Origin of the sequence: Cryobacterium sp. TMN-39-2 (genome assembly GCF_004402745.1) — a bacterium.
Classification (GTDB): domain Bacteria; phylum Actinomycetota; class Actinomycetes; order Actinomycetales; family Microbacteriaceae; genus Cryobacterium; species Cryobacterium zongtaii.
Genome location: NZ_SOFX01000011.1, coordinates 66,996 through 79,987 on the forward strand (window position 1 = coordinate 66,996; position 12,992 = coordinate 79,987).

At 63.2% G+C, this 12,992-nt stretch carries 11 protein-coding genes and 1 pseudogene; 8 read left to right on the plus strand and 4 right to left on the minus strand.

Features of this window, described 5'->3' with window-relative positions; genetic code table 11:
• Positions 1-318: 318 nt before the first annotated feature.
• From E3O57_RS02405 to E3O57_RS18600, 3 genes are all read left to right on the plus strand, one after another.
• Positions 319-807, plus strand: coding sequence for a CinA family protein (locus E3O57_RS02405; protein WP_103479011.1), 489 nt, complete (start codon positions 319-321; stop codon positions 805-807).
• Positions 808-1,710: 903 nt separating this feature from the next.
• Positions 1,711-2,337, plus strand: a complete 627-nt coding sequence (locus tag E3O57_RS02415) for a hypothetical protein (RefSeq protein WP_103479012.1) — start codon at positions 1,711-1,713, stop codon at positions 2,335-2,337.
• Between the two features lie 414 nt (positions 2,338-2,751).
• Complete coding sequence (locus E3O57_RS18600) at positions 2,752-2,901, plus strand: hypothetical protein (protein ID WP_165787902.1); 150 nt, start codon at positions 2,752-2,754, stop codon at positions 2,899-2,901.
• Positions 2,902-3,024: 123 nt separating this feature from the next.
• Here E3O57_RS18600 and E3O57_RS19045 read toward each other — a convergent pair whose 3' ends face one another.
• From E3O57_RS19045 to E3O57_RS02425, 3 genes and pseudogenes are all read right to left on the minus strand, one after another.
• Positions 3,025-3,183 (minus strand): hypothetical protein, encoded by a 159-nt coding sequence (locus tag E3O57_RS19045; protein ID WP_241990305.1) that lies wholly within the window; start codon positions 3,181-3,183, stop codon positions 3,025-3,027.
• 203 nt (positions 3,184-3,386) lie between these two features.
• A pseudogene (locus tag E3O57_RS19050) lies at positions 3,387-3,563 on the minus strand (flavodoxin family protein); the annotation flags it as partial.
• A 114-nt stretch (positions 3,564-3,677) separates the two neighbouring features.
• A complete protein-coding gene (locus tag E3O57_RS02425) occupies positions 3,678-3,995 on the minus strand; it encodes a hypothetical protein (protein ID WP_103479013.1) in 318 nt (105 codons plus the stop codon).
• A 993-nt stretch (positions 3,996-4,988) separates the two neighbouring features.
• Between E3O57_RS02425 and E3O57_RS02430 the strand changes: the two genes are divergently transcribed.
• A complete protein-coding gene (locus E3O57_RS02430; protein WP_103479014.1) occupies positions 4,989-6,131 on the plus strand; it encodes a hypothetical protein in 1,143 nt (380 codons plus the stop codon).
• A gap of 209 nt (positions 6,132-6,340) precedes the next feature.
• Here the strand turns inward: E3O57_RS02430 and E3O57_RS02435 are convergent, their stop codons facing one another.
• Positions 6,341-8,242: an ABC transporter ATP-binding protein gene (locus tag E3O57_RS02435; protein WP_103479015.1), complete on the minus strand. Its 1,902-nt coding sequence runs from the start codon at positions 8,240-8,242 to the stop codon at positions 6,341-6,343.
• A 546-nt stretch (positions 8,243-8,788) separates the two neighbouring features.
• Here E3O57_RS02435 and E3O57_RS02440 point away from each other — a divergent pair.
• The 4 genes from E3O57_RS02440 (at position 8,789) to E3O57_RS02455 (ending at position 12,992) form a co-directional block, all read left to right on the plus strand.
• On the plus strand, positions 8,789-9,811 hold the full coding sequence (locus E3O57_RS02440) for a LacI family DNA-binding transcriptional regulator (RefSeq protein WP_103461107.1): 1,023 nt from the start codon (positions 8,789-8,791) through the stop codon (positions 9,809-9,811).
• Between the two features lie 47 nt (positions 9,812-9,858).
• Positions 9,859-11,118, plus strand: coding sequence for an extracellular solute-binding protein (locus E3O57_RS02445; protein WP_103479016.1), 1,260 nt, complete (start codon positions 9,859-9,861; stop codon positions 11,116-11,118).
• A gap of 87 nt (positions 11,119-11,205) precedes the next feature.
• On the plus strand, positions 11,206-12,177 hold the full coding sequence (locus tag E3O57_RS02450) for a carbohydrate ABC transporter permease (RefSeq protein WP_165787903.1): 972 nt from the start codon (positions 11,206-11,208) through the stop codon (positions 12,175-12,177).
• On the plus strand, positions 12,174-12,992 hold the full coding sequence (locus E3O57_RS02455; RefSeq protein WP_103461104.1) for a carbohydrate ABC transporter permease: 819 nt from the start codon (positions 12,174-12,176) through the stop codon (positions 12,990-12,992). The genes E3O57_RS02450 and E3O57_RS02455 overlap by 4 nt, the downstream gene beginning before the upstream one ends.

A 12,992-nucleotide genomic window follows, 5' to 3' on the forward strand; every position in this document is an offset into this window, starting at 1 on the left:
TCCAGTCCCCTTTGAGGCGGTATCGTCGGCACCCTAGATGCGACGCTGCCTAGCGGAGGCGAATTTGAGGCGTCATCCACGACCCAACGACGCTCGGGGTAGGTTCACATCATGCGAGGAGTGCGTCAGGTTCAAAGTGACTAATCGGATTAGGGCTAAATGCTCGTCATCGGATTCTCCGGGAGGTGAGCGGTGAGTTGCAATGCCCGTCCACTCTATTTAGCAACTTCTTCGGCGCGATCTCAAACGTTCGCACCCCGCGCTTTGGCGGGATTTGGGACCCAGAGGCTGAATTACTGAACAACGAAGGCGGGCATCATGAGTCAGATCGACGAGCGGAGACAGGAAATCGCTGAGCTTGCCGCTACCATCGGGCATCTGGCGACGGCCAGTGGCGTGAGCGTTGCCGTCGCGGAGTCGCTGACCTGTGGTCGGATTGCCCAAGCCCTGGGCGAGGTACCTGATGCGTCAACCTGGTTCCGCGGCGGAGTGATCGCGTACCACATTGAAGCCAAACACCGCCTCCTGGGAGTGCCGTGGGGACCGGTGGTCTCCGCAGCCTGCGCCGAACAAATGGCCCGGGGAGCACTCGAAGCGGTCGGCGTTCGAATCAGCGTGGCTGTGACAGGGGTAGGTGGACCCGGCCCCGCAGAGGGCCATCCGGCGGGAACAGTGTTCATCGGCGTGAGCTCGGCATCGGTGACCCGCTCATCGCAACATGTCTTCACCGGCGCGCCTGCCGAGGTCCTCGAACTGACCACACTTCACGCGCTGAAGGACCTCAAAACTCTACTGCTCGACGCATAGAAAAACGGCGCGGCCACGCCCCACCAAGGTCGTTGACGTCCTGCACCAGTAGCGCATCGACTCCTCATCCGGGGGAGTCCTGCCTCGCGGTGGCAGCAGCCGTCGAGCGTGACGTTGATCGAGTATCGGAGTGGTCGCATCTCGTTGCTCCTTTGATGGGCGACCTGCGTTGGTTGGACCGTTCTTAATCGATTGCCGGGTCCGCTTCTGATCGACGCACTAAATCCCGCCCAGTGTATAGCGCCGTCCGTGATGCGAACCAGGCAGGCGATCGAGCGCCATCACCGCCCGCGCTCGATCAGTCGCGGCGGCATCCGGGGGAGAGAATGGGAAGCTTCATGGGTCCTCCCCAGGCGGCTCACAAGGCCATCATTTACCCATCAAATTCATCTCTATTTCACCCAAAACGATGGCCGACAATTGGAGACAGCGAACCGCCCGGTTCCCTGTATACACAAGGGAATCCGAGGGTTATCGGAGACATCCGGCAACAACCAAATTAAGGCCAGAACCTTCAGGAGATCGCATGGTCGAATACCGTAGCACCGACTAGCCGGTTCTCGCGGCGGAGCAGTTGCTCAGCCGAGATGCACTCCAACTGGGCGTCCGGCTTTTCCGTCCGGTCCATTCACAGTCTTTCGACGTCAGTGCGTCGTGCGCCGCGGCGGAATTTGATCACTACGTGGACAGCCTCGCGCCCTGGCGGAGCGAGCGCACTCCCGGGGTCGCCACGGCTTGCTACGTGCTTTGGTCAGCGACCGTTGCACCGAGCGGGTTTCTCACCCGGGAGTCGATCTTCATGTCGAAGCACTGGATGGACAAGATCTGGAGCTGGGACCACTGCTTCAACGCCCTGGCGCTGGCCCCCGGACTGCCTGAGGAGGCCATCGATCAGTTCCGGGTGTGTTCGACTTCCAGGATGCCGCTGGCGCACTTCCCGACTCCATCACCCACTCGGAGGTGCTCTACAACTTCGTGAAGCCGCCCATCCACGGGTGGGCTTTTCGTAAGCTCCGCGCCACTCTCGAACGTCCTCTCGCGCAGCACACCCTGATTGACATCTACGACTCGCTCGTGCGATGGACCCGGTTCTGGCTGGACAGCCGGCGCGTTCCCGGGCACGTGTTGCCCCACTACCAGCATCGCAACGACAGCGGTTGGGACAACTCGACGACATTCGACCACGACCGCGTGATCGAGGCTCCTGACCTTGCGGCACTCCTTCTGGTGCAACTCGACGTGCTCGCCGAGCTGGCCGTGGAACTCGGACGTGTTAACGAAGAGGACGAATGGCGCCGCGAGGCCGAGGCCTTGCAGGGCGCTCTGCCCGAGCTGTGGGACGGCGACGTCTTCGTGGCGAAGGCGCCCACGAGCGGCCGTCTCAGCAAGACGACCTCGCTGCTGAATACCCTCCCTGTCGTCGTCGCCGCTCACCGTCCTGACAGCATCATCGAGGCACTTTCCCTGCGCATCTCTCAGCACGACGGAATTCGGTCCGGCGACACAGCTGACCGACAGTGCGGAGTATGAGGCGGACGGCTATTGGAGAGGGCCCATCTGGGCGCCCTCGACCGCGATCATCGAAGACGGTCTGCGTCGAGCTGGGCAGGTAGGGCTCGCCGATCTGATCAGCGAACGGTTCCGCGGGCTGTGCGAGCGCTCAGGCTTCGCCGAGAATTTCGATGCCCTGACCGGCGAAGGCCTGCGCGACCGTGCCTATACGTGGACGGCGAGCTGCTACCTCACCTTGGCCAGGGAGGCCGAGGAGCGCACCCGGTCTCGTTTGCAGTAAATACTCGGTCGCTCCTCCGGCTGTTTGCAGGCCCCCTATCGAAACGACCCGCGATACCTCTTTCGTTATTAGGGCTTCGATGTTGGAATAGGTATCCACCCGTCGGAATCGCTACCGAGACCCAACCGCAGGCACGACATAGAGGGAGCATCATGAGCTACGAAACACCCCGACCCGAGGACGAGGTCGCCCCCGCAAAGGACACCGGTTCGGAGTCAACGGCTCCAACCAAGCCGGAGGATGTCAACCTGGAAGATGGCACGGACGAGAACGAGGAGCCGGTAGAAAACCCTGCCGGCTAAGGTGTGCAAAATCCTGTCGGCCCGACGAATGGGCCCCTTCGCGAAATTCTTCACGAACCGGCCACGAAGTCACAAAAAATCGCTCCTGAGGGTTTTCAGGAGCGATTTCTTGTGTGCTGGTGTCTAACTGTGTCGGGTCGCGAGGGTTCGCCCGTGCTCGCGGGCCTGGTGTTCGGCGCCGGCCTTGATGTGGTCGGCCATGTCGGCGAAGGCGTCGAGGGCGGGGTTGACGCCGACAAGGGTGAATTCGCGGGTGACGACTCGCAGATCGATTTGCCACACGTCTTCGAGGATGCGGCGCATCCAGTCGGTGGCGTGGTCCCAGCCTGCCTTGGGGGTGCCGGGGGAGTAGCTGCCGCCTTGAACCGTGACGAGGACGCCCGGCTTACCTGCGGTGACGGGTGTCGCGCCGGGCCCATTCGGGGGTCGGTGATGACGCGGTCGACGTAGGTTTTGAAGTGCTGCGATGGTCCGAAGTTGTAGAGCGGCACGGCGAACAGGTATGCGTCTGCTTGGTCGAGCTTGTCGGTGACGGTGCCAGCCAGCGTGGGGGCCTGGCGCTGGTGGTCGGTGCGGTCGCTCTCGGAGGTGGCGGCTGCGGTGAGCGCGGTGGCCCAGGCGTCGCTGGGCAGCGGGTTCACGCCGATATGACGGCGGGTCACGGGGCGTCGGGTGCGGTGACTTGCCAGTGCTTTTCGACGAGGTCGGCGAGGGCGCTGGTGGTAGAGCCGTGTTCGCGAATGCTGGCGTCAAGACGGAATGAAGACATGGAACTCCTAGAGATTGTGGTGGGAAGCGCTGGTGGGGTCGATAAAGAAGTTGTCGCGGAACAGTCCGGTCGGGTCCCACGTGTGTTTCAGGGCCCGCAGGCGGTTCAGGTGCGCGGGTGGGAAGGCTCCGGCGAGGACGTCGGGGCCGGTGTCGGTTTCGAAACTGAGATAAATGCCCTCGAAATGGGGGAGGAGCAGGTTCCAGCGGGTTTCGAAATCGGCGGAGCCGCCGCCGAGGGTGGCGATAAGGAAATTCGCGTTCCGCCAGGCGTAGGCGGTGGCATCCGCCGGGGTGTCGGCGACCGCACCACCTGCCGATCGCACGGTGAGGAAGAACGAGCTGTTCGATCGAGCAGGTGGGCAAGGCCCTCGGTGACGGCGGGGGTGAGGTGGCCGGTAAAGCCTGAGTGGCCGTGGCGCTCGCCTTGGCCGTGCTGTTCTGGTTGCTGGGCGAGGAGGGCGTGGTAGGGCATGGGTTGCACGGACTGGTTCGCCAGAGGCGCCAGCGCTGCGAGAGGTTGGAGCCACTGGATGACCGTGTCGGGGTCATCGGCGTCTACCACGATGAGTGCTTGTACGGTGGGGGCCCGTACCCACCGGGGCTGAGGATCAGAGTCCCGGTCACGTTCGGGTGGGAGTGTTCGATCGTGGTTCCCCATGACTGTCGATCGCCATCACCGGCGATGGTTGGTCACGCTCGGCGGCACATGGGGGGGGGAAGAGGTCGAGAGGGGTCATGGGACCGCTCAAAACGGCCTCCCAAGGCCATCATTTACCCATCTAATTCATCTCTAATTGACCCAAAACGATGGGCTACAATCGGAGGCAGCGAATCGCCTGGTTCCCTGTAAACACAAGGGAATCCGAGGGTTTTCGGAGACATTCGGTACCGACCAAATTAAGGCCAGAACCTTCAGGGGGTCGCCGAGTCAAATCGCTTCGGCCCTGACTATTAACTTGGCGCAGGGGAGTCGCTCTCTACCTGACCGGCCCGGAGAATCGATACATCACCGGGATGAGACTCGATGTCGCGGGCGGGGCCTGCGAATGGGTCGTTCGGGAGGCGTTCGGTCAACACGATGCACCGAGCGCGCTCATAGAGTCATAGTGTTTGGCGCACGGACCAGCTTGTCGAGATCGAAGCCCTGGCGGCCGTGATCGACTGAAGTCATCCCAACGGGCACCTCCTCTCCCCAGCCGGAAGTGGGAGCAAGCTAAGGGCATAGGGAACGTCCTCACCGGGAGCATGGCCACGTTAGGGTCGAGCTGTAGTAGTGATACTCGGCGCTTGGGGGAAAGATGCACTTACGGAACGCGATGATCGACGCCGACGGCAACGTCTACGGCCAGGGTCGGATCACCTTTCCACCCAGCCCCGCCAGGTTATTCCGCACCCCGTCATTCAGGACCCCGGAGGCAGATCTGGTCCAGGTGACGATAACCTCCAGCCGATCGCTTTCGTTCACATCGTCTCGCGCGATTCGCGACCCAGTCACCGGCTATCTCACCACCGACATAACGGGGCCTCGAATTTTCATCCCGCAGGGCCTCGGGTCTCTTCTGATCACGGCGTTAGCACAGAGCTATCCGGCCAATCCGATCACCTTCGCGCTCGATGCCGCCGGGCAACTATCCACCGTGTCAGAGGCCAATCGAGTCCGCCAAGGCCTTTCGGACTGGCGAGGATCGGTGACCTACGCAGAGGGCGCCTTGACGCTTCACGTATCCGCCGCGCTGCGTTCCCTGCCCCCGATCTACAGCTTCGACGAACTCGAAGACCCGTGGCCAGTGGATGACACGGTGCCCGGTCGTGTCGACGTTGAATTCGAAATGGACGCCATCACATCCGTTGCCCGGTTCGGCGGCTACTGGAAAGCACTCTCACAAGAACGCGAGCGAGAACCGTCCTCTGTCGTGCGGACGTCCGTCGATGCTATGAGACTGGAGTCGGCACCCTTCGGATTCCACCAAAGAATCTACGGCCTGACCAAGGACGACCTGTATGTCGGCATTTATGAAGTTGCCGATCTTTGGAACTCGCTGTCCCTCAGCGCCCCCAGTGCTGAGCCCCGGTTCGCTAGCGGTTTGATAGTTGGATACAACCACCCCTTCCCCCGAATCACTTTCGAAGGAGTTAATCTCGACGTCGTTGTGGGAAGCATGTGGGCGACGCGAAACTTCGGCCTGACTTTAACTAGTGGGAGGATCGGCTACATCGAGTGGTCCGGCGGCGGCTCAGACGGGCCCGGGAGCACAAGCAAGCTTCTCGAAGCCAGCTTGAATTTCGAGCTCACGATGGACGGACTCGTGTTGAGCTACTCAGCGTTACCGGAATCGTCTGCGCGCGGAGCACTAATTGGCGAAATCACGATTCCCTGGGAGGTGCTGACTATCCGCTCACCCTTGTTCGTAAGACACCGAGAAAAGCTGTTGGCAGGCAAGCCACAATTCGGTTCGTAATGGGCGAATGGCTTCCACTGCGCAGCGCCGAACATTCGGGCACGCAAGTACTCATTTACGCAAGCCGTAGCGACGGCTGAGCGACAGACATGTTCGTTGGCAAGATCGAGTAGCTTCTGGACGCTTATACGGGCGTGCGTTCGACGCGGCATTCTCCAATTCGCCCAACGCCACTAACACCCTCGGGGCAGGGGCGCCGAGCTCAGCGACTAGGTCCGGCTCAGCGCTTCCTCATCGGCGGCAACATTCTTCTGCACGGCGAACTGGGTCCGGTGCAATTCCTCGTACCGCCCACCCATAGCCAGCAGTTCCTCGTGGGTACCGCGCTCCACGATCGAGCCGTCCTCAACCACGAGGATCAGGTCCGCGCTGCGGATGGTGGAGAGGCGGTGCGCGATCACCATCGCCGTCCGTCCCTCAAGCGCCTCGCTGAGCGCCGCCTGCACGGCGGCCTCAGACGTCGAGTCCAGCGCCGCTGTCGCCTCGTCGAGGATGACGACGCGCGGCTGGGCGAGCAGGAGCCTCGCGATGGTCATCCGCTGGCGCTCACCTCCGGACAGCCGGTAGCCCCGCTCTCCGACCATGGTGTCCAGCTGGTCCGGCAGGGACCGGATGAGCGGCTCCAGCCGCGCACGGCGGACGGCGTCCCACACCTCGTCGTCGGACGCCTCCGGCCTCGCGAGGCGCAGATTGGAGAGGATGGTCTCGTGGAACAGGTGGCCGTCCTGCGTCACCATGCCCAGGCTGTGCCGCATGGAGGCGAAGGTGACATCGCGGACATCCGTCCCGGCGAGGCGTACGGCGCCGCTGTCGACGTCATACAGGCGCGAGAGGAGCTGCGCAATCGTGGACTTGCCGGCACCGGACGTACCAACGAGGGCAACGGTCTGCCCCGGCTCGATCCTGAAGGACACGCCGTGCAGCACCTCCTCGCCGCCGCGGGTGTCCAGCGTGGCAACCTCCTCGAGAGAGGCGAGGGACACTTTGTCCGCGGACGGGTAGGCGAAGCGGACGTTGTCGAACTCGACGGACACCGGGCCTTCGGCGACGGCCACGGCGTCGGGCTTCTCCTTGATGAGCGGGTCGAGGTCCAGCACCTCGAAGACACGCTCGAAGCTGACCACCGCGCTCATGATCTCCACCCGTGCGTTTGCGAGGCTGGTGAGCGGCGCGTAGAGGCGGGTGAGGAGGAGCGCCAGGGTGACCACGTCACCGGTATTCAGCTGGCCGGCCAGTGCGAGGGAGCCGCCGAGCCCGTACACGAGCGCGAGTGCGAGAGCGGAGACGAGCATCAGTGCGGTGAAGAAGACGAACTGCAGCATCGCGGTCCGGACCCCGATGTCGCGGACGCGGGCGGCGCGGACGCGGAACTCCTCGGCCTCTTCGTCGGGCCGGCCGAACAGCTTGACGAGGGTGGCGCCGGGCGCCGAGAAGCGCTCGGTCATCTGCGTGCTCATGGCGGAATTGTGATCGGCGGCCTCGCGGCGCAGCGCGGCGAGGCGGCTGCCCATGCGGCGCGCGGGTACCAGGAAGATGGGGAGCATGATCACGGCGAGAACCGTCACGAGCCAGGACGTGCTGAGCATGACGATAAGGGTGAGGATCAGCGCCACGAGGTTCGTGACCACGCCGGACAGTGTGCCGCTGAAGGCCTGCTGAGCGCCGATCACATCGTTGTTGAGGCGGCTCACGAGGGCGCCCGTCCGCGTGCGGGTGAAGAACGCGATCGGCATCTTCTGCACGTGGTTGAAGACGGCGGTGCGGAGGTCGAGGATCACGCCTTCGCCGATCCGCGCCGAGTACCAGCGCGTCACGAGTGACACGGCGGCGTCGGCCACGGCCACGAGGGCGATGACGACGGCGAGCCAAACGATCGTGCTGACCGCACCCTGGGCGACGATGACGTCGACCACCTGGCCGGCGAGTACCGGCGTCGCGACCGCGAGGAAAGCTCCCACGGTGGAGAGGGTGATGAAGATCAGCAGCTTGGACCGGTAGGGGACCGCGAACGTCAGGATCCGCCGAACGGACTCACGGGAGAAGCCGTGCTTGCCGTCCCTGGCGGTAGAAATCTTGTACAGCGAGCTCCAGGCCGCGCCTTCCATGCTCATTGAGGTTCCTTCCGTGGGCAACAGTCCAGCTTAGATGGCGGCTTGCCCGAGCTCGGGTTCTCCCCAGCGGCGAAGGTTTTGCTGAGGGCGACGATCGCTGGCTTCGTTTCAGAGGTAATGGGCCAACTGCTCGGTTCATGCTCAAGCGATGTCTCGACAACAACATGCAGCCGCCTCTCGTTGATTTCTCAGTGCAGTCTTAGGCACCCACTGTCCGGGGGCGAGTCCTAGCCGTCGGAGGAGTGGTTAGCCGGCAGGTCGCCGTCCGGGGTGACTGCAGCATGTAGTCACCAAAACGCCGCCAAGAATTGGTCGCAGTTCTCGCGCACCACGCTGGCGTTGGCATGCTGCAGCATGAGGAGGTCATTGGGGCCGAAGTCGGCGGGCAAGCGCTCTCCGAAGTCTTGGCCACGTAGCTGGTCGCAAAGCGGCGTATACGACGCCGAGCTCTCCGATTGAAAATATTTGTTGCGAGACCTTGGTCATTTTGGTACTGTCGAACCGGTTCGAGTCGAACCGGTTCGAAACAACGTCAATGGAGACCTCATGGCAACAATCGGAGACGTGGCACGTGTTGCGGGTGTGTCACGGAGCACCGCGTCCTACGCGCTATCCGGCAAACGATCTATTTCCGCGGAGGTGCGTGAAAAGGTCGAGCAGGCCGTGCGCAGTCTGGACTACACGCCGAATGCTGGAGCGCGAGCGTTGGCGACCTCGCACACCAAGGTGATCGGTCTGCTGGCTCGTTTCCTCGAAGACGAGTTCGCACCTGCGATGCTGCAGTACATTCTTGGAGTCACCAATCGTGCGCGTGAGTGCGGGTACGACACACTTCTACTCACGGACGAGGATGGCGTCTCAGCGCTCAGGCGCATCTCAGATTCACGGATGGTCGACGGCTTCATTCTGCTGAACGTCGCCGAGAACGACGACCGCCTCGGTATTCTTCGCGATGCCGCTCAGCCGGGTGCCCTGGTCGGACTGCCGGGTGACGCCAGCGGCATCGACGTGTTTGACCTCGACTTCGCGGCCGCGGGGCGCTTGATGGTGGAGACGCTGCACGAACTGGGACACCGGAGCCTCATTCTGGTCTCACAGCCCGAGCATGTGCTCGAGCGAGGGGGCGCCTACGTGTCTCGGCTGGCAAATTCTGCGCAGGATCGGGCGGCGGAACTCGGTGTGGAACTCCACCATCATTTCGCCCCTTCCAGCCAGCCGCAGATCGGATCCGAGCTCGCCCGACTTCTCGATGCTCACCCCAGCGCGACCGGCCTGCTGCTAAATAACGAGGCCGCGGCCGCGGCGCTGCCGAGCGTGCTGCATTCCCGGGGATTGTCGGCCCCGGCAGACATCTCTGTTATCGGCCGCTATTCCGACGACTTCGCCCGCACCTTCTCGCTTCCCTATACGGCGATCGACAGTGCCGCCGACGAACTCGGTCGGCGGGCTGTCGAGCGCCTCGTCTCTCGCATCGAAAGCAACGCCGATGCGCTAGCACCGATCGTCGATCTGATCACACCCCGCATCGACGACCGCGGCAGTACCGCCGTGCCGCCGACCCGTCACTGACCAACACCAAGAGATCCGGTATCCCGGACACGTTCAAGGAGGAACACATGTTGAGCACCGCGTTTCGAAAGCCCATAGCCATCGCCGTCACCGCCATCGCGCTCGGAGCCCTCGCGGGCTGCTCGGGTGCGGGGGATGCCACGCTGAGTGACGCGGCTGGGGGCACCTACACCTGGTGGGATCCGTATCCCCAGCATGAGGAGGGCTCAGACTGGGCTAATCGTGTGCAGACCTGCGGCACGGATGCCGGAGTCACCATCCAGCGCACCGCCTACGACACGACGTCGTTGACGAATCAGGCGCTGCTCGCCGCGCAGGAAGGCGCTTCTCCCGATGTGATTCTGCTCGACAACCCCGCAGTATCCACGCTCGCCGACACGGGGATGCTGACCACCACCGACGAGCTCGGCCTGGACACATCGGCCGTCGATGGCAACCTGCTGGCCGCGGGGGAGCTCGACAGCGAGGACTACGGAGTGCCGGTTGGCGCCAACACGCTCGCCTTGTATTACAACGCCGATATTCTGACGGCTGCCGGAATCGATCCCGCCGGCATCACGAGCTGGGCGTCGCTGACTGATGCACTCGCCAAGGTCACGGAAGCTGGCAACAAGGGCATCACGTTCGCGGGCATCAACACCGAAGAGGGGTCCTTCCAGTTCCTGCCGTGGTTCTGGGGCTCCGGCGCAGAACTCAGTAAGCTCGATTCCCCGGAGGCTGTCAGCGCTTTGACGCTGTGGACGGACTGGGTCGACAAGGGCTACGCACCGCAGTCGGTGATCGGCAACTCGCAGAATACCAGCTGGGAGGAGTTCATCACCGGCAACTTCGCCTTTGCCGAGAACGGCACCTGGCAGGTCAACAGCGCCGCCGAGCAGCCCTTCACCACCGGTGTGATCGAACTGCCCGCCGTCGATTCTGGGGTGGCCCCTGCCCCGACTGGAGGCGAGTTCATCACTACTCCGGTGCAGAAGGACACGGCACGCTACGAGACCACGAAGAAGATCGTTGACTGCATGACGACTCCGGAGGGTTTTGTTGAGACGGCCAACACGTTCGCCTACTACATCCCGCCGACCAGCGATGGTCAGGACCAGCTGCTCGAAGAGCACCCGGAGCTTGACACCTGGGTTTCAGCCGTCAAGGCTGCCAAGGGCCGCACCAGCGACAACCTGGGAACCGACTACCCGCTGATCTCCGAGCAGCTGTGGACCGCGGTTCAGAGCGCCCTCTCGGGTGCCTCCTCGCCCCAGGATGCGCTGGCCGCCGCCCAAAAGGCCGCCGTTTCGGCGACCGACGGCGACTAGCACCCCAAGGTGCCGGGGCGGGCGCAGCGCCCGCCCCGGCTTCTGATCCTTGGGCGCCTGGCGCCCGGCACCCCTAACGAAGGAATCATGATGACAATCTCCGCGGCGCCGGCTGCAGTGCTGGCACCCGAGCCCACGCCGGGCGCCCCTCGCCCCAGGCGTCCACAGGGCAGCGGGGTAAGCGGCTCTCGATGGGTCGCGGTCGCATTCGCGGCACCCCTGCTGGTCTACCTGCTCATTTTCTACGCGTATCCGTTGATCCGCAGCATCGACCTCAGCATCCACGACTACGACGTGCGCGCCTTTGTTCAGGGAAACGCCGACTTCGTCGGGCTGAAGAACTACATCGACGTTTTCTCATCGCCCCTGTTCGGGCAGGCAGCCTGGAACACTGTCGTCTTCGTGTTCGGCTCGCTGATCTTCCAGTACGCGCTCGGACTGGCGCTGGCGGTTTTCTTTCGCGGCAGCTTCCGCCTGAACGGCATTCTTCGGGCGCTGTTTCTCGTGCCGTGGCTCCTGCCCCTGATCGTCTCGGGATCCGCTTGGGCCTGGATGCTCAACAGCGACAACGGGATTGTCAATGCGTTTCTTCAGACGTTCGGTATCGGACAGATCAACTGGCTGACGTCGCCTGACACGTCATTGCTCGCCGTGGTGATCGCGAACATCTGGCTAGGCGTTCCCTTCAACCTCGTCATTCTCTACTCCGGCCTGCAGAACATCTCTGCCGATCTGTATGAGGCAGCAGCGTTGGACGGCGCCGGACCGTGGCGTCAGTTCTGGAGCATCACCTTCCCCCTCCTTCGCCCGGTGTCGGCGATCACGCTGCTCTTGGGTCTCGTCTACACCCTGAAGGTGGTTGACATCATCTGGATCATGACCGGCGGTGGCCCGGCGAACTCCACCACCACACTGGCGATCTGGTCGTACCGTGAAGCCTTCGGAACGGGCCAGCCCGATCTCTCACCCGCTGCCGCCGTCGGCAATATCCTCATCGTTATCGCGCTGGTCTTCGGGTTCGTCTACCTGAGAATGCAGCGACGTCAGGAGAACTCATGACCGCCCGCCGGCCCTGGTGGAAGACGGCTCTCGGCGTCCTCTTCACCGCTCTGATGCTGTTCCCGGTCTATTGGATGGTCAACGTATCGTTCACCAAGACGGCGGACCTGCGGCTGAGCCCACCCCATCTCTTTCCCCTCGATCCGACCCTCGACGGCTACATCGAGGTGCTGCGGCAGCAACTGCCGAACCTCGGTACCAGCTTGCTCATTGGGTTGGGTTCTGTCGTCTTGACCGTGGTCATCGCGGCTCCGGCCGCATATGCGATCTCGCTGTTGAACCTGCGTGGCGGCCGCACCCTCAACTTCGTGCTGCTGGTGGCGCAAATGATCCCTGGTGTGGTTATGGCAATGGGCTTCTACGCCATCTACGTGCGGCTGGGCCTACTCAACAGCGTGTGGGGACTGATCCTCGCCGACTCGACCGTCGCGGTTCCGTTCGGCGTGCTGCTGTTCACCGCCTTTATGAGCGGTCTGCCTCGCGAGCTGCTCCAGGCGGCGCGAATGGACGGTGCCAATGCGTGGCGCACCTTCACCGCCGTGGTGATGCCGTTGAGCCGCAACTCCGCGATCACGGTTGCGCTGTTCGCGTTCCTCTGGGCATGGTCGGACTTCGTCTTCGCCTCGACCCTGGCCCGCAACTCGGCGTTGAAGCCGGTCACCCTCGGTATCTACTCGTACATCGGCAACAACACAACCCAATGGAACGCCATCATGGCCACCGCCGTCGTGGCCTCCATCCCGGCCGCGATCCTGCTCATCGTCGCCCAACGCTACGTAGCCGCCGGCGTCACCGCCGGCGCAGTGAAGGATTGA

Bases quoted from the DNA above. Each gene is read 5' to 3' on its own strand.
- E3O57_RS02405 (WP_103479011.1), top strand. From the start codon at position 319: ATGAGTCAGATCGACGAGCGGAGACAGGAAATCGCTGAGCTTGCCGCT.
- E3O57_RS18600 (WP_165787902.1), top strand. From the start codon at position 2,752: ATGAGCTACGAAACACCCCGACCCGAGGACGAGGTCGCCCCCGCAAAG.
- E3O57_RS02430 (WP_103479014.1), top strand. From the start codon at position 4,989: ATGATCGACGCCGACGGCAACGTCTACGGCCAGGGTCGGATCACCTTT.
- E3O57_RS02435 (WP_103479015.1), bottom strand. From the start codon at position 8,242: ATGAGCATGGAAGGCGCGGCCTGGAGCTCGCTGTACAAGATTTCTACC.
- E3O57_RS02440 (WP_103461107.1), top strand. From the start codon at position 8,789: ATGGCAACAATCGGAGACGTGGCACGTGTTGCGGGTGTGTCACGGAGC.
- E3O57_RS02445 (WP_103479016.1), top strand. From the start codon at position 9,859: ATGTTGAGCACCGCGTTTCGAAAGCCCATAGCCATCGCCGTCACCGCC.
- E3O57_RS02450 (WP_165787903.1), top strand. From the start codon at position 11,206: ATGATGACAATCTCCGCGGCGCCGGCTGCAGTGCTGGCACCCGAGCCC.
- E3O57_RS02455 (WP_103461104.1), top strand. From the start codon at position 12,174: ATGACCGCCCGCCGGCCCTGGTGGAAGACGGCTCTCGGCGTCCTCTTC.